24 protein-coding genes and 1 tRNA gene are annotated in these 20,765 nt (G+C 62.7%); 8 read left to right on the top strand and 17 right to left on the bottom strand.

Annotated features, from left to right (window positions below; genetic code table 11):
• Nucleotides 1–17: 17 nt before the first annotated feature.
• The 4 genes from ACBR42_RS06895 to ACBR42_RS06880 all read right to left on the bottom strand — a co-directional run bounded on the left by ACBR42_RS06895 (nucleotide 18) and on the right by ACBR42_RS06880 (nucleotide 3,161).
• Nucleotides 18–1,172 (bottom strand): BMP family ABC transporter substrate-binding protein, encoded by a 1,155-nt coding sequence (locus ACBR42_RS06895; RefSeq protein WP_102323828.1) that lies wholly within the window; start codon nucleotides 1,170–1,172, stop codon nucleotides 18–20.
• Nucleotides 1,169–1,936, bottom strand: a complete 768-nt coding sequence (locus ACBR42_RS06890; RefSeq protein ID WP_371207570.1) for an alpha/beta fold hydrolase — start codon at nucleotides 1,934–1,936, stop codon at nucleotides 1,169–1,171. Before ACBR42_RS06890 ends, ACBR42_RS06895 begins: the two co-directional genes overlap by 4 nt.
• Complete coding sequence (locus ACBR42_RS06885; RefSeq protein ID WP_371207569.1) at nucleotides 1,933–2,907, bottom strand: isopenicillin N synthase family dioxygenase; 975 nt, start codon at nucleotides 2,905–2,907, stop codon at nucleotides 1,933–1,935. Before ACBR42_RS06885 ends, ACBR42_RS06890 begins: the two co-directional genes overlap by 4 nt.
• Nucleotides 2,908–3,011: 104 nt before the next feature.
• Entirely contained in the window at nucleotides 3,012–3,161 is a 150-nt protein-coding gene (locus ACBR42_RS06880) for a hypothetical protein (protein ID WP_371207568.1), read from the bottom strand.
• Nucleotides 3,162–3,360: 199 nt separating this feature from the next.
• Between ACBR42_RS06880 and ACBR42_RS06875 the strand changes: the two genes are divergently transcribed.
• The 3 genes from ACBR42_RS06875 (at nucleotide 3,361) to ACBR42_RS06865 (ending at nucleotide 5,715) form a co-directional block, all read left to right on the top strand.
• Nucleotides 3,361–4,077 carry a YoaK family protein gene (locus ACBR42_RS06875; protein WP_371207567.1) on the top strand — a complete coding sequence of 239 codons (717 nt, stop codon included), beginning with the start codon at nucleotides 3,361–3,363 and terminating at the stop codon, nucleotides 4,075–4,077.
• Nucleotides 4,078–4,169: 92 nt separating this feature from the next.
• The gene (locus ACBR42_RS06870) at nucleotides 4,170–4,667 is read left to right on the top strand and encodes a YbaK/EbsC family protein (protein ID WP_371207657.1); all 498 of its coding nucleotides are present in this window, start codon (nucleotides 4,170–4,172) and stop codon (nucleotides 4,665–4,667) included.
• Nucleotides 4,668–4,755: 88 nt separating this feature from the next.
• Nucleotides 4,756–5,715: a DMT family transporter gene (locus ACBR42_RS06865; RefSeq protein WP_102323833.1), complete on the top strand. Its 960-nt coding sequence runs from the start codon at nucleotides 4,756–4,758 to the stop codon at nucleotides 5,713–5,715.
• 80 nt (nucleotides 5,716–5,795) lie between these two features.
• Here ACBR42_RS06865 and ACBR42_RS06860 read toward each other — a convergent pair whose 3' ends face one another.
• Nucleotides 5,796–6,836, bottom strand: a complete 1,041-nt coding sequence (locus ACBR42_RS06860; RefSeq protein ID WP_371207566.1) for an NAD-dependent epimerase/dehydratase family protein — start codon at nucleotides 6,834–6,836, stop codon at nucleotides 5,796–5,798.
• Between the two features lie 362 nt (nucleotides 6,837–7,198).
• A complete protein-coding gene (locus ACBR42_RS06855) occupies nucleotides 7,199–8,659 on the bottom strand; it encodes an FAD-dependent monooxygenase (protein ID WP_371207565.1) in 1,461 nt (486 codons plus the stop codon).
• A 273-nt stretch (nucleotides 8,660–8,932) separates the two neighbouring features.
• Between ACBR42_RS06855 and ACBR42_RS06850 the strand changes: the two genes are divergently transcribed.
• The 3 genes from ACBR42_RS06850 to ACBR42_RS06840 all read left to right on the top strand — a co-directional run bounded on the left by ACBR42_RS06850 (nucleotide 8,933) and on the right by ACBR42_RS06840 (nucleotide 11,190).
• A complete protein-coding gene (locus ACBR42_RS06850; RefSeq protein WP_371207564.1) occupies nucleotides 8,933–9,520 on the top strand; it encodes an HAD family hydrolase in 588 nt (195 codons plus the stop codon).
• Nucleotides 9,521–9,923: 403 nt separating this feature from the next.
• Nucleotides 9,924–10,613 carry an NUDIX domain-containing protein gene (locus ACBR42_RS06845; protein WP_371207563.1) on the top strand — a complete coding sequence of 230 codons (690 nt, stop codon included), beginning with the start codon at nucleotides 9,924–9,926 and terminating at the stop codon, nucleotides 10,611–10,613.
• A 214-nt stretch (nucleotides 10,614–10,827) separates the two neighbouring features.
• Nucleotides 10,828–11,190 (top strand): YidB family protein, encoded by a 363-nt coding sequence (locus ACBR42_RS06840; RefSeq protein ID WP_102323837.1) that lies wholly within the window; start codon nucleotides 10,828–10,830, stop codon nucleotides 11,188–11,190.
• 35 nt (nucleotides 11,191–11,225) lie between these two features.
• Here ACBR42_RS06840 and ACBR42_RS06835 read toward each other — a convergent pair whose 3' ends face one another.
• Nucleotides 11,226–12,089: an N-formylglutamate amidohydrolase gene (locus ACBR42_RS06835; protein ID WP_371207562.1), complete on the bottom strand. Its 864-nt coding sequence runs from the start codon at nucleotides 12,087–12,089 to the stop codon at nucleotides 11,226–11,228.
• A gap of 178 nt (nucleotides 12,090–12,267) precedes the next feature.
• On the opposite strand from ACBR42_RS06835, the gene ACBR42_RS06830 reads away from it, so the two are divergent.
• Nucleotides 12,268–12,342 (top strand) — tRNA-Val (locus tag ACBR42_RS06830).
• A 383-nt stretch (nucleotides 12,343–12,725) separates the two neighbouring features.
• Here the strand turns inward: ACBR42_RS06830 and ACBR42_RS06825 are convergent.
• On the bottom strand, nucleotides 12,726–12,977 hold the full coding sequence (locus tag ACBR42_RS06825; protein WP_371207561.1) for a hypothetical protein: 252 nt from the start codon (nucleotides 12,975–12,977) through the stop codon (nucleotides 12,726–12,728).
• Nucleotides 12,978–13,232: 255 nt separating this feature from the next.
• Between ACBR42_RS06825 and sodC the strand changes: the two genes are divergently transcribed.
• On the top strand, nucleotides 13,233–13,763 hold the full coding sequence (gene sodC / locus ACBR42_RS06820) for a superoxide dismutase[Cu-Zn] (protein WP_102323907.1): 531 nt from the start codon (nucleotides 13,233–13,235) through the stop codon (nucleotides 13,761–13,763).
• A gap of 217 nt (nucleotides 13,764–13,980) precedes the next feature.
• Here sodC and ACBR42_RS06815 read toward each other — a convergent pair whose 3' ends face one another.
• From ACBR42_RS06815 to ACBR42_RS06775, 9 genes are read right to left on the bottom strand one after another with little or no spacing between them, the layout of a single operon-like run.
• On the bottom strand, nucleotides 13,981–14,295 hold the full coding sequence (locus ACBR42_RS06815) for a hypothetical protein (RefSeq protein ID WP_257997547.1): 315 nt from the start codon (nucleotides 14,293–14,295) through the stop codon (nucleotides 13,981–13,983).
• Complete coding sequence (locus ACBR42_RS06810; protein ID WP_371207560.1) at nucleotides 14,295–14,927, bottom strand: heme-copper oxidase subunit III; 633 nt, start codon at nucleotides 14,925–14,927, stop codon at nucleotides 14,295–14,297. The genes ACBR42_RS06815 and ACBR42_RS06810 overlap by 1 nt, the downstream gene beginning before the upstream one ends.
• Nucleotides 14,920–16,560, bottom strand: a complete 1,641-nt coding sequence (locus ACBR42_RS06805) for a cbb3-type cytochrome c oxidase subunit I (protein ID WP_371207559.1) — start codon at nucleotides 16,558–16,560, stop codon at nucleotides 14,920–14,922. The genes ACBR42_RS06810 and ACBR42_RS06805 overlap by 8 nt, the downstream gene beginning before the upstream one ends.
• A gap of 6 nt (nucleotides 16,561–16,566) precedes the next feature.
• On the bottom strand, nucleotides 16,567–17,565 hold the full coding sequence (gene coxB, locus ACBR42_RS06800) for a cytochrome c oxidase subunit II (RefSeq protein ID WP_118963376.1): 999 nt from the start codon (nucleotides 17,563–17,565) through the stop codon (nucleotides 16,567–16,569).
• Entirely contained in the window at nucleotides 17,562–18,377 is an 816-nt protein-coding gene (locus ACBR42_RS06795; protein WP_371207558.1) for an SCO family protein, read from the bottom strand. Before ACBR42_RS06795 ends, coxB begins: the two co-directional genes overlap by 4 nt.
• Nucleotides 18,374–18,742, bottom strand: a complete 369-nt coding sequence (locus ACBR42_RS06790; protein ID WP_371207557.1) for a hypothetical protein — start codon at nucleotides 18,740–18,742, stop codon at nucleotides 18,374–18,376. Before ACBR42_RS06790 ends, ACBR42_RS06795 begins: the two co-directional genes overlap by 4 nt.
• Nucleotides 18,735–19,784 (bottom strand): hypothetical protein, encoded by a 1,050-nt coding sequence (locus ACBR42_RS06785; protein WP_371207556.1) that lies wholly within the window; start codon nucleotides 19,782–19,784, stop codon nucleotides 18,735–18,737. Before ACBR42_RS06785 ends, ACBR42_RS06790 begins: the two co-directional genes overlap by 8 nt.
• Nucleotides 19,781–20,284, bottom strand: coding sequence for a cytochrome c (locus tag ACBR42_RS06780; RefSeq protein WP_371207555.1), 504 nt, complete (start codon nucleotides 20,282–20,284; stop codon nucleotides 19,781–19,783). The genes ACBR42_RS06785 and ACBR42_RS06780 overlap by 4 nt, the downstream gene beginning before the upstream one ends.
• Nucleotides 20,281–20,763: a DUF3341 domain-containing protein gene (locus ACBR42_RS06775; RefSeq protein WP_371207656.1), complete on the bottom strand. Its 483-nt coding sequence runs from the start codon at nucleotides 20,761–20,763 to the stop codon at nucleotides 20,281–20,283. Before ACBR42_RS06775 ends, ACBR42_RS06780 begins: the two co-directional genes overlap by 4 nt.
• Nucleotides 20,764–20,765 lie beyond the last annotated feature (2 nt).

Raw genomic sequence — 20,765 nt, 5'->3', positions numbered from 1 at the left:
GCATGCGGCAGCGGGCGCTATGGCAGACCGCTTACGCCGTCCACCGCCCAGTTCCAGTGATAGAGTTCGAGGTCGTTCATGACCTCCCCTTGCGCAAGGCGCAGCGTGCCGTGCTGGTCACGCAGGGGACCGACGAAGGGGGACCAGCCGTTCATGATACGGCTGCGCACCGCATCGGCCTTATCACGCACATCCTGTGGCACGCGCCTGCCCCACGGGTCGCGGTCAACGCCCTGACCCATCATCAGCAGTTGCGGTACGGGCCGCCATGTGCCCGCAAGGCGCGCACGGACCTGCGCTATGTAGAACTGCGCGAAGTCCAGCACGACGGAGGCCACATACGCATCCGGCCCGAACTGGCGGATGTCCTTGTTCCACATCGCGGCCCACAGGCCCCGTTCCTGCGCCACATGCAGGTAGCCTGCCTCATCCATGATGCCGAACAGGAAGTCGCATCCCTTGTCCGCCAGTGCGTTGGCGGCCTGAATGGCGGCCTGCGGATCGAACCATGCGTTGATGGTGATGACCTGCATCGTGGCGTCCGGGTTGACCGTGCGCGCGCCCATCAGCGCCGCATTGGCCCCGGCATAGGCCGAAGGTAGCGGGAACGCGCCGATAAAGCCCAGCTTGCCCGTCTTGCTGAGCAGCCCCGCCGCAACCCCGATCACGTAGCTGACATACCAGTGCGCGATATAATACCATGATACGTTGCGTTTCACGGCCCGCCCGTCGCACTGCACGAAGGCGGTATCGGGCGCGCGGGCGGCAACATCGGTCAGGAAGTCGCCATAATCCGCGCCGGTCATGACCATCTGCGCGCCTTCGGCCACGAATTCACGCAAAAGGCGGGTGGCATCGGCGGAATAGGGCACGCTTTCCACATAGACCGTGCGCAGGCGCGGGAATTCCCTGCGCACCGCCTGCAGGGCGACATGGTGCATTTCGGTCCAGCCGCCATCACTGGTCGGTCCGACATAGCCCATGGCCAGCAGGGCGTCCTCCTCCGCTACCGGCGGCAGGGGCGGCATACTGGCATAGGGGGCGGCAAGATCGGCCAGTATCTGCGCCGTTGACTGTGGGCCGGATGGGGCGGCAAGGCCCCGTCGTGGCGCAAGGCCGGTGGAAAGGGCAGCCCCGGCCGTGGCCAGCAGGTGCCTGCGCGGCAGGATCATGCGCCGTGTCTTTCAATAAAGGGAAGGAGATGGTCTACCGTGCCCACAGGGTCCGCAACCTGCGGGGCGTGTCCCGTATCCATGGTAATGACCTGCGCGCCGGGCACAAGGGCCTGCATCCGGCGCTGCACGGGCAGGATGACCGAACGGTCGCCAGTCGCCTCGACATACAGGCGGGGAACCGTGCCAAAACGCGCTGCCGTAAGGGATGCGCGCAGGTCCAGCCCGCCCAGCCCCTGCGGTGTCAGCCTGCGTGACGCGGCGATGGCGACATCGGGCGGACAGTCCTGCAGAAAGATGGCCACGGCCGCCTCGGGCGGGACAACGGACACCATGCCGGGTTCGGGCCAGCGCAGGTAGGGGTTGATGCCGGTCGCCGCCGGGTATTGCGGCACCATCCGTTCCACCACCTGCCCGAAGCCCATGCCATCGGGCAGCATCATGCCCGCAAGATAGGCGATGGAGCGCACGCGCGCGGGAAAGCGTTCCGCCACGGCGGAGGCGACAACCCCGCCCCCGGAATGGGCGACAAGGTGGACGGGCGTGCCGATCATGTCCATCAGTTCCGCCACATGCGCCACGTAACGCGCCAGCGTGGCATCCCGCGCGGGCGTGCCATCCACACCATTACCGGGCAGATCGACGGCATGGGCGGGAATGGCGGTGCGCGTCGCCCATACATCCATGAAACGCTGCCAGGCCCAGCTTCCCTGCCATGCGCCATGGATCAGGATGACGGCGGACGGGCCGGATATGTCCTTCATCGACCGTAAGTCCGGTCATACATGGTCCGCAGATGGTCTTCCACCGTTACCGGCGGCCAGAGCGGGCTTTCACCGGGGGCAAGACAGCCGGGCAGGCACTCGACCATCTGGTCGGGATTGCCGGTATGGAAGAAGGGCACCGAATACCGTTCCCGCCCCGATGTGTTGATGACGCGATGCAGGGTGGAGCGGTAGCGGTTATTGGTCCAGCGCGAGATCATGTCGCCCAGGTTGACGACGAAGCTGCCGGGAATGGGCGTGGCGTCCAGCCAGTTTCCGTCCGGCGCGCGCACCTGCAACCCGCCGCTGTCATCCTGCAGGAGCAGCGTCAGCCCGCCGAAATCGGTATGGGCACCTGCCCCCTTCTGTCCCGGCGGGGCCTTGGCGGGCTGAGGCGGATAATGCAGCAGGCGCAGCGTGGTCAGCGGGTCATGACAGAAAGTGGCGAAATAATCTTCCGCCAGCCCCAGTGACAGGGCGATCCCGCGCATGAGCTGTTCGCCCAGCGCAGTCATGGCCGCGCTGTATTCCATCATGACGGCGCGGAACCGCGGCATGTCCTGCGGCCACTGGTTCGGTCCCTGATTGAAGCGTCCGGCCACCACGGCGGGATCGGAAAGTGATTTTTCCGGGCCGATATAGAACCCTTCTTTCAGGTCCGGCGGCGTGCCGGGTTCCAGCGTCTGGTCGCGCAGGGGTTCATAACCGCGATTGCAGGTCGAGCGGTTCTTGTTCAGTGCTTCCTTGCGGGTTTCCGGCAACGCGAAGAACTGGCGCGACTGTTCAAATACCGCGGCAATCAGGTCCGCTGGCACGCCATGGTCGACACAGTAGAAAAAGCCCATGTCGCGGCATGCTTCGTGCAAGGTTGCACCCACTTCCTGCCGCCGGGCGGGATCATCCGCGCGCAGGCCCGCAACCGATATGACAGGAAGACCCTGCCATGCCGCTGCACATGACTGTTCAGACATTGTTATTCCCCCGGTTTGATATGCAGGCCGCACGATCCGCCCCCCAGACAGACCGCGCACCCCAGGTCAACAGTCCAGCGGCCATATCCGCCTGCTGGTCATCATCAGTTTTCCACCAGCCTGCCGGTTTTGACAATAGTGGCATGCGCCATTGTGGGGTAAGGCAGGGTCGTTGCGGGACTGGAACGCCGGAAATCCAGCCTTCCGTCCATTCCGATATTATTGCCCCGCACCATGCCGCCCGACGGTAACATGGCGTGTGGGCATTCAGGTTAAGGGGCATTTCACATCCGTTATACTGCCATACCCGCGCCCTGCCCCGGTTGTGCGCGGGTCGGGCGCGTGGCATGATGTGATAACAATCCGTATCGGGGCCGCCACATCGCAACCGGCGGCGGGAGGGCATGGCCATGCGGGCCGGATGCCGACACCCCGCACGGGCGGACAGGGACAATGCTGGTTCACGAAGGGACATCACGCAGTATCAGTACCGACCTGCGGCTGGGCTGCACACTGGCGGCGATGGCGGGGGCGATCAACGTGACCGGCTTTCTTGTGGTGGGGTACTATTCTGCCAACATGACCGGCAACCTGTCGGCGCTGGCTGCTGATGTTCTGGGTGGCGGGGCGGTGTCCGTCCTGTCCTGCCTTGGTCTGATCGCCGCATTCGTCGTGGGTGGGATTTCAGCCACGCTGCTGGTCAATGCAGGACGCAGGCATCACCTCCATGCGGTCTATGCCTGCGGCATCGTGCTGGAGGGCATGATGCTGGTGGCGCTGGGGGCGACCGCCGATTTTCTGCCCGCGCGGCAGGCCACACGGATGCTGGCCTATGGGCTGAGTTTTCTGATGGGCCTGCAGAACGCCACCGTTACCCATATTTCCGGCGCGCGGGTCCGCACCACGCATATGACCGGCATGCTGACCGATCTGGGCATAGAACTGGCCCAGTGGCTTGAACACCGCCGCACCCCATGGGCGGATGCAACGGCCATGCGGGTGCGCGAACGGCTGCGGCTGCATGGGGCAATCGTGCTGTCCTTCGCACTGGGGGGTATTGCGGGCGCGCTGTCTTACCGCTGGTGCGGGGTGATGGTACTGCCGCTTATGGGTGTGATGCTGATTGCGCTAGCGCTGCCCGGGGTTGTGCGCACGCTGCGGCGGGACTGACGGGCGTGCGGTTGCATGCCACGCGGTGCCAGTTTATCCTTGGTGCCAGAAATGGCGGGCATGGCCCGCGACCCGTCCAGCGCGCGTGAGGCATCATGAAACAGACCTCGGCTACCGAATTCCTGTCCACCACCGGCGTAGCATTCACGGTGCATGATTATGAATACGCACCGGGCGGCGGCCTGATCGGCATGCAGGCTGCGTCCTCCATCGGTGTGGACCCGGCCTGCGTGCTCAAGACACTGGTGGTGGAAGTCGATCGCACCACGCCCGTCTGCCTTGTGGTGCCTGCGGATCACAAGGTGAATTTCAAGAAGGTGGCGGCCCTGTTTGGCGGTCGTAACGCGCGGATGATGAACCCCGAAAAGTCAGCGGATCTGACCGGTTTCCGCTCCGGCGGCACCAGCCCGTTCGGTCAGGCGCAGCAAATGCCCGTCGTCCTGTCAGCCGACGCCATGGCGCAGCCGCAGGTCTACATCAACGCGGGCGATCAGGGACTGGTGGTCTGCATTGCCCCGGCGGACGCGCAAAAGGTGGTGAATGCGCAGGTAGCCGAGATTTCAGCCCCGCCCGCGCCCCCTGCCGCATAAGGCCAGCCACGGGGGCCGGGGTGACAGCGTGGTGGCCCACACGCCAAATCCATTATCGTCCCGTTTCGAATCCTGCTATGCGGACGACATGAACAAGCTTGCAACCCGCGTGCTGCCCCTTGCCGCCGCGACGGCCATCCTGTCCTGGTCCAGTGCCTATCCTGTCGTGCGGATCGCGTTGCGGGACATGCCGCCGGTACCGCTTGCGGCCATACGTTATGCCCTCGCCGCCCTTCTGGCCGGGGCATGGCTGGCATATAACCGCATCCCGCCCCCGGCGCTGCGCGACGTGCCGCGTGTTCTGGCCTGCGCGGGGATTGGCATCTCGCTGTACAATGTGCTGTTCAACATGGGGGAAGTCACGGTTTCCTCCGGTGCGGCAAGCCTGCTGATCGCATCCGCGCCACTGATGACCGCGCTGATCGCCATGCCGGTCCTGGGCGAACGGCTGAATGGCTGGGGCTGGATTGGATCGCTGCTCAGCTTTTCCGGCGTGATCCTGATCGCGGGTGGGCAGGCCGGTGGCATCGCGTTCGGTTCGGGGGCAACCTTCGTGCTTGGGGCGGCCCTGTGTTCGGCCATCTACATCATCATGCTGCGGCAGGTGATCCAGCGTTACGGCGGCCTGCCGGGCATATGCTACATCCTGATCGCGGGGGCGATACTGCTGCTGCCCTGGCTGCCCCGGGCATGTTCCATCCTGCCGAACGCCCCGTGGTCCTGCACGGCGGCGGTGGTTGAACTGGCGGTTTTTCCTGCCGCGCTGGGGTACGGGGCGTGGACATTCGTAATCGGCCATATGGGGGCGGCGCGTGGTTCGGCGCTGCTGTATACCCTGCCCCCCGTGACGATGGTGCTGGCCTTTATCCTGACCGGTGAGATCCCCGGCCTGCGCACGCTACTGGGTGGTGCGGTTGTGATGACGGGCGTGATCATCATGAACACATGGGGCCACCCGGACCGCAGGCAGGCCCGCATCCGCGCGGCACAGGACAGGCAGGTTTCGGGCAGTCCGGGCACGGCATCCGTTCGCTACGACAAAAGCTGACACGCTGCGGGCGACCGGGGATCGCCGCGACGGCGTAGCCCCCTACCCCAGAGATATGGAGCGAGTGGTGAAAGAGGCCGCTAGCCCGCCCCGATGCGCGGGATCACGCCCTGTTGCTGCTGGCGTTCAATCGCACTGATCAGAACCGCCAGCGGATCGGCATCCTGCGTATATCCGGCCAGCCGGATTTTCGTCATGTCAGATACGACATCGGCTTCCGTTCCGAACACGAAATCCCCAAATCCCCAGCCAACGGCCCGGGCGAAATCGGGCTGCACCAGATCCCTGCCGATCCGATCCCATATCGGGGTCAGTGCGGGCATGTGTCCGGCCAGCGAGAACGGGATAGGCTCGCCCACCTCAAGGCCGAAATGCCGGGCCAGACGTTCCCATATGCGACGCCACCGGAAAGGCGGATGCACATAGTTGAACGCCTGACCAGCCGCCGCATCGGACGTTGCCGCCCACAGGCTTGCCCGCGCCAGCGCATGGGCATCCGTGACCTGCGCCAGACACCCGTCATATGTCCGATATGACCCCGGAAACCGGAATGCCGCCTGATCCGCTGCGCAGATCGCAGCGTAGGCCCCTATGACAGTAGCAATATTCATCGCGTTGCCAGCAGCGTCGCCCACAACCACATCGGGGCGCAGGATTGTCCATTGCGGGCCACCGGCTTCATGGCGTGCCTGCAATTCGCGCTGCTGGGTGAAATAGAAGTTTGGGCCGATCGGCCGCGGGTTTTCGTCTTCATAAAATGGCGTTGCAACCGGGCCGAGATGCACGCCATACACCTTGGCGCCCTGATAGAGGACAACACGCTTCAGCGACGCGCCCGCATGCTTCAGCCCATCCAGCAGGTTCCGCAGCATGACCGAATTGCGCGCATCCTCCTCGGCCAGTCCGCCACCGGGGCCGTAGGCTGCGTAAAACAGGTGCGTGCAGTCCGCTGCGGCTTCCAGCGCCTTTCGCGTCTGTCCGGCATCGGTCAGGTCAGCGCGAACATCCCCATGACTACGGGAGAGACCCCGCCCTTCCCAGTCGGGTGTCGTGGCCATGACTTCAAGCAGGGCCTTGCCGATAATGCCGTTAGCCCCTGCCACCAGTGCCTTGTAAACCATGCCCGTGTCTCCTTGTGAGGGGCGGAATAATACATGCTGGCATTCCGCGCAGGGCTATCATTTTCGTGATGAATCCCTTTCGCATGAACCAGACGGGATTTTGTAAAATGCCTTTGACGCGCCGTTGTTTCACAAAAATACGGCCCAATCCTTTTCTGTTCCGATAGCGCCTAAAATAGAAAGCACGGCACGGAAACATGATATGCGATGTTCAACACCATGTTCCATGAAATTACTTCGTGCGTCGGGGCCAGCATGGAACAGTCTTCAAAGGGCATCGTCAGAACAGTATAAAAAATCATTACTCATAAAATATCGCAAATGAGGCGACAGCTTCTGCCCGGCTTCATCGGGAGATTGCCTCAATCGGCGGTTATGCCAGTCAGGGCCATATCGATTATCGTCCAGTTCGTGCTTCTGGCGACCGCCGCGATGTAGCCATCGGGACGTATGAGCCAGATACCGTTTTCATCCGGCGGCTGACACACACGGGGAGCCAGCAAGGATGAGTGACGCGCGATCATGGCCCGCGCTCCGGCATTATCCGTGGATGCAAGCACAAAGCGGGGAATACCGCCCCCCGCGCCGTCATGTCCGAAAACCCATCTCTGTCCCGGTTCGGGGCCATGCAGTCCCCGCGACGACCCCGCGTTGAGGGGGCTGTCAGGATACCCTGTCGTGATCCCGGCAAACCTGTTGGCCATGCCGCGACGGATTGCCGGAATGCGGAAACCCTGTTTCACAATAAAGTTGCGTATCTTCTGCGCCATATGACCTCTGAGCAGAACAACATGGGTCATGCGACCGGAATCCGACAGGATCTGCCGTGCAACGCCGCTGCGTTCGATACTGTAGCTGTCCAGCAGGGATCGCCGCGCCAGCCGCTGCTCGACAAGCGCCAGCTTCCAGCCAAGATTGAAGGCATCCTGCATGCCCGTATTCATGCCCTGACCACCGGCGGGACTATGGACATGGGCTGCGTCACCCGCCAAAAACACGCGGCCCCTGCGGTAATCCCGGACCATGCGTTCATTAACCCTGAAATCCGACAGCCACACCGGATCTGACAGGATGGTCCCGTCCGGTCCCCGCCGGTCAACAATGGCCTGCATTTCCTCAAGATCGGGCCTATGCAACGGAACCGGACCTGAATCGGCTATGATACGGGAACGGTCATGCGAAATCGGAAAGAACATGACAGCCCCGTCGGAGTGCCAGAAAATCGCCGGCTCGTCAGGCGGGATCGCAGACCCGGCTACATGGGCATCCGCGATGACAAAACCCGTAGGCAGGGTGTCGCCTTCAAATACAAGGCCAAGCCTGCCGCGCACAAAAGAATGCGCCCCGTCGCAGCCGATGAGCCACGCTGCCTCCAGCACTTCAATCCCGCCCTGTGCATGCGTAAGCGTGCAGGTAACACGTGCTCCCCGGTCCACGAAATCGGTCAGTTCCGTTGCGCGTTCGACCGTGACGCCAAAAGTGCCGAGATGTTCTTCCAGCAACCGCTCGGTTTCAGACTGCGGAATCATCAACAGGTAATTGAAGGATGAGGCAATCGTCCCGAACGGAATCCGGGCGAGTGTCGTATTGCCAGTATGCAGGCTGACAGCGTGCGCATGCAGTCCCGCAGCCACGAAAGCATCCGCGCAGCCCGCCGCGTCAAGCAGTTCGAGGGTTCGGGGCCAGATGGCCAGCGCGCGGGACCGGGTGGTCCGTGTCGGCAGCCGGTCTATAACCCGGACAGGCACGCCATACCGGGCCAGTGCAATGGCCATGGTCAGCCCGACAGGCCCCGCGCCGGTAACAAGAACAGGCTCCGACATGATTTTGATCCGAAAAAGAGGAGGCAAGCCGAAAAATACGGATACGCACCACCCCGTTAACGTCAGATATGTCGGGACTGTTTCCTGTGCCCCAAAGCGTATGGAACGGCTTCTGACAGCTTGATTGGCTTTTCAATGACCGGAACCCGCATGGGGTGCCTTCGGTAATCGGGACAGCCGGTTCGGAGGCAGCGCGAAATGCCCGGAACGTGATGTCGGCCCCATGAATCCCGCCGTATAAATCATGCAATCGCTGAGGGCAGGATTACGGCCATGATTGATCTTTCGGACATCGATACGCTGATTTTTGACTGTGACGGCACCCTTTTGAATACACCGCCCATTTATGCGCTGGCATGGACCAAAGGGTTTCAGGAAACCGGGAAACAGATGCCGCGGGAATGGTTCATGGCCCGCGCGGGCATGTCCGATCATGTTCTGATGGACGCGTTTGAAGGGGATTTCAAAGTTCACATCCCCAGCCGCGCCAGAGCCATCGAAGTTATGCGCCGGGAATTTTTCACCAACATTGCCGACCTTAAGGAAATCGCGACCGTGGCCCAGATCGCGCGATCAAACCACGGAACCCGCCAACTGGCGGTCGCATCCGGCGGTGCCCGGCCCATTGTCGAGGCCTGCCTGAAGGCGACACACCTGTTCGATCTTTTCGACAGGATCGTCACGATCGAGGATGTTGCTCACCCCAAGCCTGCGCCGGATCTATTTCTGAAGGCAGCGCAGCTCCTCAATACAGCGCCGACACGCTGTTTTGTTTTTGAAGATACGCAATCCGGTCTGGATGCCGCCCATGCCGCAGGGATGCGGTGTATAGATGTTGCACAGATAATTCCCCCGCCATGACGGACACGTATTGCCATTAATCCTTTGGACCTGCTCCCCTGCCCATGAACAGCAATGCTGCCGTCCTGTCTGCGTTCGAGAAAAACGCGATGACTGTTTCTGGACTACGCTCACGCATTGACGGCGTGTCAGCCGCGCATCGGGCAAAGCGGCAATCCATGCCATGAAATGACCCGTGGGTGTGGCGATGCCCATGACGTTGCAGCGACTTTTCAGTCCTGTCATGCGTCTGGCCGCGATGATCGCGGGGGCAGCTTTCCCATGTGACCAGCCCCCGCCACGCGGTTGATTAAACCGGCGCATGGCCGCACAAGGGATGGAGAGGATCGCCCGTTATTTATGGCCGCCCCGGATGCCGCATGAACAACAGGGCGAACTGGCAGGCAGGCAAGGCAGGAACCGCATGGACCCGTTAACCGATATTTCCTTTGCCCCCGGCATCGACGCGGCATTGCAGGCGCGCGTGCTGACAGCCCCGCATTTCCGCCGCTGGTATGACGGCATGCGCGCCCGCTTCACCCTGCGCCATGTGCTGGTGCGCGATGCGGTGGCCTTCAGCACGACCCGCATGGGCTTTATTCTGGTGCAGGCCGATGCCCTGCATCATGGCGAGCCTGTCCCCGGCCTCGCCCTGCTGCGTGGTGATTCCGTCTCCGTGCTGATCGTGCTGAAATGCCCCGGCCATCCCGATCGCACCATCCTGACACGCGAAGCACGCGTACCCATCGCCCGGCCCGACCTTCTGGCCCTGCCCGCGGGCATGCTGGATGGTGGCGCATTTGTCAGTACCGCGCTGCGTGAACTGTCGGAAGAAGTGGGCGCGGATCTGCGCGTGCGGGAAAAGGACCTGATCAGACTGACGGATGTCTGGCTTTCCCCCGGCGGCTGTGACGAAGCCATCGGCCTGTATTATACCGAACTGCATATAGGGGAGGCGCTGGCCCGCAGCCTTGCCGAACGCCAGACCGGCCTTGCCTGCGAGCACGAATATATCCGCCTGCACGTCGTCAACTTGGCTGACCTGCCCCGTATCGGCATGACGGACGCCAAGACCCTGCTGTCATGGCATATGTATCAGGCACGTCATAAATAACCGCGCCGCTTTTTTTGTTGACACAACCCCGTGAGGTCAATCATAAGGGTGGGAAGCAGACCTGCCTTGTGCAACTGCTTCTTGGACGTTTCCTCCCTAAACTCAGCGGTGCGCATGCACCGCTTTTTTTTATCCTTTTTTATAGATAAGTCCTATAACTGTATGTCGTGTCGTATAATCACAGCCACGACATAACAGACCGGAAGGAAGCAGCATGAGCGGTATCTTCAACGACGTGATGGGCAAGCTGAGCGAACTGGCGGGTGCCACCGGCCTGTCGCAGCAGGTTCATTCCTATCTGTCGCAGTTGCTTACGCCCGATACCCTCAATACCATGCTGGCACAGGCGGAACAGGCCGGACTGGGCGACAAGGTCCGTTCATGGGTTGGCGATGGCCACAACCTGCCCATTTCCACCGATGAACTGCGCACGCTGCTGAACAACCAGCAGGTACAGGCCATGGTGGACAAGACCGGCCTGCCCGCCGCAACCATCCTGCCGGTTCTGGCCCACCTGCTGCCAGAAGCCGTCAACGCCCAGACCCCGCAGGGCAGCGTCCCCCCGAAAACGGCGTAAGCCATGATCGGGCCGGTCACGGTTCCGGCCCGTTCCTATTCCGCCGCCACCTGCCGGGCCAGCAGGTCGCCGTATTGCGCAATGGCGGCGAACAGGTCGGTCAGCACGGCCTGTAGCGATACGAAGCCCGCATGGGGTTCCAGCGAATCCTGATCCATGTACAGGCCACGGCTGATTTCAAGCTGCAGGGCCTGCACGCCCCGACGTGGCCGACCATAATGACGGGTCACATAGCCACCGGCAAACGGCACGTTGCGGGCTACCGTGTAACCATGCCCGCTCAGCACATCTTCCACCAGCGCCGTCAGTTCCGCCGTGCAGGACGTGCCCCAGGCATTGCCCAGCACGAAATCAGGCATCTCGCCCCGCCCCTGCGGCGTCGGCATGGAATGGGCATCAAGCAGGATGCAGCAGCCATGCTGGTCCCGGCATGCCTGCACCAGACGCGACAGCGTATCATGATAGGGTTGCCAGCAGGTACGGATGCGCGTTTCAGCCTCGCTGAACGGTAACGGACGGGGATAGATCGGCCCGTCGCGGGAGACGATGCGGGCAATCGTACCAAATCCGGCGCGCACCTTGCTGCTGGTCGTATTGCACCAGTGGGGCAGCGGATCGCGGAACATGGTGGGGTCCAGTTCCCACGCTTCGCGGTTGACGTCGCAATAGGCACGCGGAAACGTGGCGTGCAGCATGGTCGCCCCCTGCCCCATCGACCCTTCGCACAACCGTTCCACGTAACAGTCCTCGCTGCGCCGCAGCGCATGTGCATCCAGCCGTGACATGCGCAGGAATTCAGCCGTGTAATCACGCCCCGAATGTGGGGACGCGACGATGACGGGGGCTGCCCTGCCCTGCGGCGCAAGGATGCGCAGTGGCGGGTCGACAGGGGCCGTCACGGCAGATCCTGCGCCCCAGCCGGGCTGGCAGGCCGCGTTATGCGCGTGGACAGGCAGGCATGATGACACATCCCGACATAGGGACAGGCGGCGGCTTTCGGGTCAATGCGATTTTTTTCAAAAGGGGGGTTGCATCCCCCTGAAATGGTGAGTAAAAGCCATCTCACCGGAGCCGATTGGGCGCATAGCTCAGCGGTAGAGCACTATCTTGACATGGTAGGGGTCACAGGTTCAATCCCTGTTGCGCCCACCACTCGGCTCCGGGTATTCCGCCAAAAACCAGCGTTGTGTGTGATAATTCCCGAAACGGGAAAGTTCACTATCGTCCGCTATCGTTCATGGTTTACCGCCATGATCTGTGCAAAATCCGTACAGTGTTTTTGGCTTGTACCCGCGCCCCATTCCCCATATAATCCACACGCTGCGGCACCCATCCGGTTGGTGCTGGTCACACTGTCGCGGCACCATGCCGCTGCGACAAGACGTTCACAACGAAGCGGAACCACAGGACAGTTCTGGGATCAATTTTCACATTCCTGTCGCTGCCAGAGGAAAATCCCAGCCAGCATGTCTCCCCCATCGCGCCGGCGGCGGGTGTCCGTTATTCCATGCTGTTATCTGCTGTCCCGGACGCCCTTACCAGTCTGAAACCGGCCCTTCATCCTCCTCATCGGGTTCCAGCGGGTCTATCAGGCCGTCCTTGTCGGGATCTATCGGTTCATCCTCATCCCAGTCGGGGTCCGGACTGTCGGGATCGCCCAGCGGGTCGTCATCGGGGTCCTCGTCGGGGTCCGGGCCGGGATCGGATATCGGTGTCGGCGGCACGGATGATGGCGCATCAGACGGCACGGGGATATCCGGGTTATCTTTTACCTGCATCCTGAGCATGGCGCTTCTCCATAAAGGATGCCCGTGCAACGGACGGTACGGGACAGGAGTTTCACCGCAGGCAGCACGCTTTTCTTACACTGTGATGCACGGGACGCGGCACTCACTTCTTCGGTAATTGCGACGCACTCGTAATTACGGCAAGCTGCCATCATACGGGGGCATCACGCGGTGCATCGTGCCAGCATTCCAGGCGTTTGCAGGCATGGTGCGCCGCTTTCCCGATGCACCCTGAACCGGAAAAGGAAATGCCTTATGCCTGTCTCCCGCCTTAAACTATCTGCCGCCCTTGCCATCGGTCTGGCCGTTCTACCTGCAATGGCCCATGCCGCCGATACGGCAACGGCCCATCTGGTCGGAACGGACGGAACCGACCGGGGGACAGCCAACATCGCGGAAGCACCCAAGGGCGTTATCCTGCGCATCATGGCCAAGGGGCTGACCCCGGGCTGGCACGGCATCCATTTCCATGAGAAAGGCGATTGCGGCCCGCCGAAATTCACCAGCGCCGGTGCGCATGTGCATGCAACCACGCCGGTCGTGCATGGCCTGCTGAACCCCAACGCCAATGATGCGGGCGACCTGCCCAACCTTTTTGTCAATCAGGACGGGACGGCGACGGTGGAGCTCTATTCCACGCTGGTTTCGCTTAATGGCAAGGATGGCCGCCCTGCCCTGCTGGATGCCGATGGCGCGGCGCTGGTCATTCACGCCAACCCCGACGATTACAGGACGCAGCCGATTGGTGGCGCGGGCGACCGTGTCGTCTGTGGGGTCATCCGCTGATTACGGCCTGATCGCTTGATACGTCGAAGCCGCCCTGCCCCGCTGCGGGGCGGCCTGTGTCCCTGCCCGTTTCCGGCGGGATGCGAAAATGGTGCTGCTTCATACTGGTGGACAGATTTTATCTGCCCGTCCGGAAGCCGATGCGTTGGGCTGATTTTGAAACGGCCCGCGCCGGTGTTCCGGTCGCGCTTCAGGGTGTCGTCCGCACGATCCTGCATCACGGCGTCCTGTCCCGTGCGGTCACGGCATTCTGGGTGCGCGACGAAAGTGTATCACCCACGGAAAAATTTGTTCTGGTAAAACTGTCCAGACTGCCAAGGGACAGCAGTATCGCCAGCCAGAACAGGCTGCCCAGTGCAAAAATCGCAGCCAGTGGGGGCGCCAGCGTAATACGCATGAAGCCGAAGACGATAACCAGCCCCATCAGCACCGCCACTGCACATATGCCCGGCCCGAAACCGGTCGTGGCGATAGCCAGCTCTCCCATGAAAAGCGCCATGAGCGCGCCCCAGCAGGCCATAACGCGAACCATCACACCCGCCCGACCAGATAGAGGACGGGAAACAGCAGTATCCAGACCAGATCTACAAAGCTCCAGTACAGTCCAACCACCTCCACCGGTATGACGGGTACGGGCTGCCCCCTGCGCCGGGCCGTGCGGTAACAGACCCACAGGATCAGTCCAATCCCCACCAGCATGTGCAACCCATGCAGCGCGGTGGACAGGAAATAGAAGCTGTAGAACAATTGCGCGCCACCCGCATCCGGCCCCGAAATGGAAAAACCCGCACCGGGAAACAGGTGTTCGCTAAATTCGAGATGCCATTCCCAGATTTTCAGCCCAAGAAAGGCGACCCCCAGCCCGGCGGCCCCCAGTGCGGGGGCAATGATGCGGCGCGCGCGTCCCGCCCGCGCGGCTACGACCGCAAGAGTGTACATGGCGCTGCCGGTCAGCAGCAGCAGCGTGTTGATGCTGCCTATGATAAGGTTGGTATGCCGCACACCCATGATCCATCCCGCCCTACGGGTGTGCGAATAGACCAGAACGACCAGAAACAGCCCCCCAAACAGCAGGACTTCACTGGCAAGGAACAGCCACATTCCCGCCACCGCCGTTTCGTCACGGTGTTGCGGCGTGTCATAGGGGGCAAGGTCGTCAGGCATGGGGCGGCTCCTGACTGGCGGCCCGGTTCGCCTGATCCAGCGCGGCGTAATCATATGCGTCATGATTTACGACGGGGACATGCGCAAAGTTTTCCGTGGGCGGGGGCGAGGATGTGCGCCATTCCAGTCCGGTTGCCTGCCACGGATTGTCGCTCGCGCGCGCGCCACGCAGCAATGACCATGCGAAATAGACCAGCGGCAGGATATAGGCCAGCGCAAGGATACTGGCACCCGCAGATGACAGTACATTAAGCACCTGAAACTGCGCCGGATAGGTTGCGTACCGCCGTGGCATCCCCTCATACCCAAGCAGGAACTGCGGAAAGAACGTCAGGTTGAACCCGAAGAACAGCAGCCCAGCCGCAGTCCGTCCCCACATTTCGGGATACATCCGTCCCGTTATCTTGGGCCACCAGTAATGCAGTCCGGCAAAATAGGCCGAAACCATGCCCCCCACCATGATGTAGTGGAAATGGGCCACCACGAAATATGTCTGTGTCAGGTGTACGTCACTGGCCAGCGATGCCAGAAACAGCCCGGTCAGCCCCCCCACCGTAAACAGGCCGATAAAGCCCATGGCGTACAGCATGGGGGCATCCAGCCTGATCGCCCCGCCATGCATCGTCCCCAGCCAGTTGAAAACCTTGATGGCCGAGGGAACCGATACAAGGAAACTCAGCATGGAAAACACCACGGCGGCGTAAAGCGATGTGCCCGCCACGAACATATGGTGCCCCCAGACCAGAAACCCGATCGAGGCAATGGAAATGGAAGACCAGGCCACGAACCTGTAACCAAAGACCGGCTTGTGGCAGAAAGTGCTGACCACCTCGCTTATCACCCCCATACCGGGCAGGATCATGATGTAGACCGCCGGATGGGAGTAGAACCAGAACAGGTGCTGGAACAGCAGCGGGTCCCCCCCCAGCGCGGGATCGAACACGCCCACATGGAAAAAATGCTCGAACGCCAGCAGCACCAGCGTAATGCTGAGTACCGGCGTCGCCAGCACGAAAATGACACTGGTGGCATACAGCGCCCATAGCATCAGCGGCAGACGGTACCACGTCATGCCCGGCGCACGCAGTTGATGGATGCTTATGATGAAATTCACACCCGTCGCGATGGAGGAAAAACCGCTGAGGAACACCCCCGCCACCACCGGCAGCACATGGCCCTGCGTATAATAGGTCGATAGCGGCGTATAGAACGTCCACCCCGTTTCCAGTCCGCCCCGGAACAGCCCGTAAACCACCAGCATCCCGGCCATGACGAACAGGTACCAGCTCAGCAGGTTCAGCCTTGGAAAGGCCAGATCCCGCGCGCCCAGCATCAGCGGCACGAGGAAATTGCCCAGCGTGACGGGAATGGAAGGCACCAGAAACAGCCAGACCATGACAACGCCATGCAGGGTGAACATGCGGCTGTAGGTCTCATCGGACAGGATGGCCCCGGCAGGCACGAGCAGTTGTAACCGGATCAGGGCCGCCCCTACGCCGCCGAGTATGAAAAACGCGGTGATGGACGCCATGTAAAGAAGTGCGATCCGTTTATGGTCGGTCGTCAGCAGCCATGACCGCAGGGTGCCGTCCTGCCACAGGTAACCGTTCGCGCTGTCTGCCATCGGTGCCATGGACATTCACCCCCCGTCACGCGCGGTAACGGCCGCAGCCCCCATGCCCGCAGGCACGGATGGCGACAGTGTCTGGATATAGGCCACCAGTGCCGCCAGATCATCTTCCCCCAGCACGCCACGGAAGGACGGCATCGTGGTGGTATAATTTGCCTGCGGTGTGCGCGCAGGCCCGACATGAAGGATGGCGTCATGCAGGAAGCCGCCATCCACCCGCACGGGCCGCCCGTCGGGGCCGGGGACCAGGCTGCCATACAGCCCGACCATGGACGGTGCGCGGCTGGTGTCCTGCGCATCGGGCGCGTAACGCCCCGATACGTGGCAGCCGCTGCATCCATTATGGATGAACAGCATTTCCCCCGCCGTGGCCAGACTGCCACTGGCTGGGGTATGATCCAGCCAGTCGGCGTATTCGGTGCTGTCCAGCACCACCAGCGTGCCCGTCATGCGCGAATGCCCGATGCCACAGAACTGCGTGCAGTAAAAACGGAAGGAACCGGGACGCGTGGCAATGAACCACAGGCTCTGGTACCGTCCAGGCAGGACATCGTGCTTGATCCGCAGCACGGGGATCGAGAAATCATGGATGACGTCTTCCGATGTCATCAGTAGCTGCACCGGTCGTCCCAGCGGGACATGCAGCGCATTGATCTCCCGCTGGCCGCCGGGATACTGCACCTTCCACATCCACTGCCTGCCGGTCACATAGATCTGGATCGCACCCGATGGTGGCTGGAACCCCACCACGTACAGCCGTGCCGCCCATATGAACAGGGCGAAGAAAATCACCAGCGTCGCCACGGTCCAGCCGATTTCAAACCCCCAGCTTTTATGGACCACGGCTTCATGCGAAACCGGCACCCCGCTGCCAACCCGGAAGCGGATGATGTTGAGAACCATCAGCCCGAACACCAGCCCCAGCACCGCCAGACTGATAAGCAGCAGCCCCGCGAGCAGGACATCAACCCGCGTGGCATGCCCCGAGGCTTCAGGCAGCCAGCTCATCGCAGGCCCCGCCTGTGCGCCATGAACAGCATCGTCCCCAGCATCAGTACGGTCAGCCCACCGCCGATCCGTAACAGCTTTTCCACCGCCAGCGTGTAACGCCCCGTCGTTTCGTCGTAATGGAAACACAGCAGCAGGACCGGCGATGCCGCAACGCGCTCGCCCCGCGCAGCATGGGCCACCGCCTGGCGCACATCGCCGGGCTGGTAGCCCACCCCCAGCACATAGCCGGACACCACGCCCGCAGGGGTCACGAACACCAGCCCCATGGGATGGAGATACTGCCCCAGCCGGGGATCAAAGCGCGCATGGAACCCCACGGCGCGCGACAGACGCCCGATGCTGGCGGCGTCCCCGGTCAGGAAATGCCATTCTGCCCCCGCCGTGGATGCGGGAAAATGGGCCAGATCGTCATCACGCGCCTGACGCGCCTGCACCGGCGTTTCAGACGGGTCGATGCTGACAACCAGCAGGGTATAGTCGGCCGGGCTGTGCAGCCCGCTACGCGCCAGCGCATGCAGCAGGTCCGCGCGTTCCAGTCCGCACATGTTGGGACAGGCGTAATACCCCATTGATACAATGGCGGGCCTGCCACCAAGGAACGCCCCCAGCGGCCGCACCTGTCCCGTGGTATCGGCAAAGCGGGCATCCAGTGGCAGGGCGACACCCTGCCGGGGGGTAAAGGCCAGTGCCTGCATCGCCTCATCCGCCGCGACACCGGTTCCACCCCACGCAATAATGACCGGGCATGCCAGCATGGCCGCCCGCATCACGCTGCGCCATCGTGCCGCCATTGCCCCCACCGTGTTCATGGCGCATCACCTTGGGGCCAGTCGGGAATACCATCGCGCAGGGTCTCCTGCATGGCCTGATCGATGGGGATATGCCCGATGCCGCGTGGCCGGTCGGTCCAGCCGAAACTGTTCATGATGGCCATTTCCCGCGTGTGGAACGCCGCCATGTCCGCCGGCGGGTCGGATTGCAGGGCCGGTTCCGCAATGACGGGAAAGGGCGGCCGGAGCAGCCGGTCGAGTGATTGCTGCGGGAACAGCACGTCCGCCAGTATCACCAGCCCGCCCACCACCATGCCGATGACCACGCCCCCCATGACCGCCGCACGCAGGGAAATGTCGCGGGTTTCATGGTGCGGTTGCGCTGATGCAGGATGTTCAGACATGGGCGTCTCCCGGCTGTACGGAACATGACAGGACGCTTTCGCGGTTCCTGTGGCGCAGGACCAGCAGCGCGCTGCCACCACCGAAGAAGAGAAGCGACAGTCCCACCCCCGCCAGCGGGACGGGCTGTGTCCATGTGGGCAGGACCAGCCAGAGGTTGCGCAGTATTTCCATGCCTGTCAGCAGCCCCGCCGCCAGCATGATGACAGGCCGCCGGGCCTGAAGTGGCGACAGCACCAGCACGGCAAAGGGCAGCAGGAAATGCAGCGCCACGATAGTCAGCGCCACGCCCCCCCATGCGCCCCGCAGCCGGGGCGCGTACCACGCGGCCTCCACCGGCAGGTTCGACTGCCACACAATCAGGAACTGCATGAAATCCAGATACGCCCACAGCACCGTCAGCCCCAGCAGCAGGCGTGCAAGGTCGCGCAGGTCCTGCCCCCGCGTCCACATCCCTTCCATCAGCACACCCACCGCGAAGGCCAGCAGCACCGAACCGGCGGCGGCGATCAGCCCGTACGCGCTGGAACTGAAATGCGGATCAAGGGATTCGGTCAGATCAATCGCGGCAAAGCCGGAGGTAAACGCCAGCGCGATCAGCCCGACAGGCGCAGTACGCCCCACATCACGCCCGCGCAGGCAGACAGTCCCAAGCCATCCCCACACCAGCACGTAGGCCACCACCCGCCCCATGGCGAAGGGCACGTTCAGGTAAAAACCGTTGGTGATCCGCGCCCCGCCGCCGGGCTGCACCCACGGATACAGGTGGCGCGCGCCCCACAGCACACCCGCCAGCGCGGGTATGCCCAGCGGCAATGTGGCAATCCCGGCGCGCAGGGCGGGACGCAGGATATCCCCCCATCGTCCCCCCGTCAGCGCATGCACCAGCACAAGCGCCATACTGCCCAGCGGCCATCCGATCCATGCGGCGCATACCGCCAGCCACGCCGGGAAAACCGCCTGCGGCACCCGGATCTCCGCTGCCACCACAGCCACCAGCGCAACAGCCGCGACACCGGCGGCGATACGAAGCGCGTAATTCATTGCGCGCTCGCCTGCTGTTCGGGCGTCATATCGGCGCGGGTGGCGTGCTGGCTGCGCGCAAGGGCGTGAAGATAGGCGACGATGGCCCATCGGTCCTCCGGCGCGATCCGCTGGGCAAAGCCGTACATGATCCCCTGCCCCACGGTAATGACATCATAGACGTGGCGCGACGGCAGGGCATGGCCATCCGGCGTGACCAGCGGCAGGGGGGCGGGAAAGCCGCGCTGCACCACCATGCCGTCACCATTGCCCGTTTCGGCATGGCATGGGGCGCAGAAGGCATGATATTCGCTGCGCCCGCGTTGCAGCAGGCCCGCCGTAAGCGGGGGCACGGGATGCGGCGCGTCGTGATAGGGCACGGTTCCCTGCGCAATATCCGCCGGTGCGCTGTTACGGCTGGCGTACGGGTTTTCCCGGTCCTGCTTCGACATGTCATCGCACCCACCGGCCAGAAGCGGCAGGGAAATGGCCATGATGTACACGGGCCGCACCGCGTTCATGGCCCGATTTCCTCAATGCCCAGCACCTCGTAGCGCGACAGCATCTGGCGCGCCCTGTCACGGTCGCCTGAACGCACGACCAGGACATGCGCCCCCTTCATCACATCGCGCATGGCGGCACTTTCATCCACCGGGTCATACAGGCGTGGAAGGCGCACGGTTACGAAGTAGCCGATAATTCCCGCCAGCACCGCGCCCAGTACCGCCAGTTCAAAGGTGGCGGGGATATAGGACGGCCATGACAGGTTGGGCCTGCCGCCAATATCAAGCGGATAGCTTATGGTCGTGGCATAGACCTGCATGCCAAAACCACCCATGCCCCCCGCAACACCCCCACCCAGCATCAGTACAGGCAGGATGGAGCCGCCGCCGTTATCCCCGGGCTGCATGCCGGTATAGGTTTCGACCACGCATGCCCCCTCCCGCCGCAATGTGGTGGCGGCGTCGTTCAGGGTCGCCTCCGTGGCGAAGGCGGCGATAA

It is taken from the genome of Komagataeibacter sp. SM21 (genome assembly GCF_041402665.1).
Classification (GTDB): domain Bacteria; phylum Pseudomonadota; class Alphaproteobacteria; order Acetobacterales; family Acetobacteraceae; genus Komagataeibacter; species Komagataeibacter saccharivorans.
Note: the sequence above shows the minus strand (reverse complement) of the source record. Positions and strands in the feature narration are given on the sequence as shown.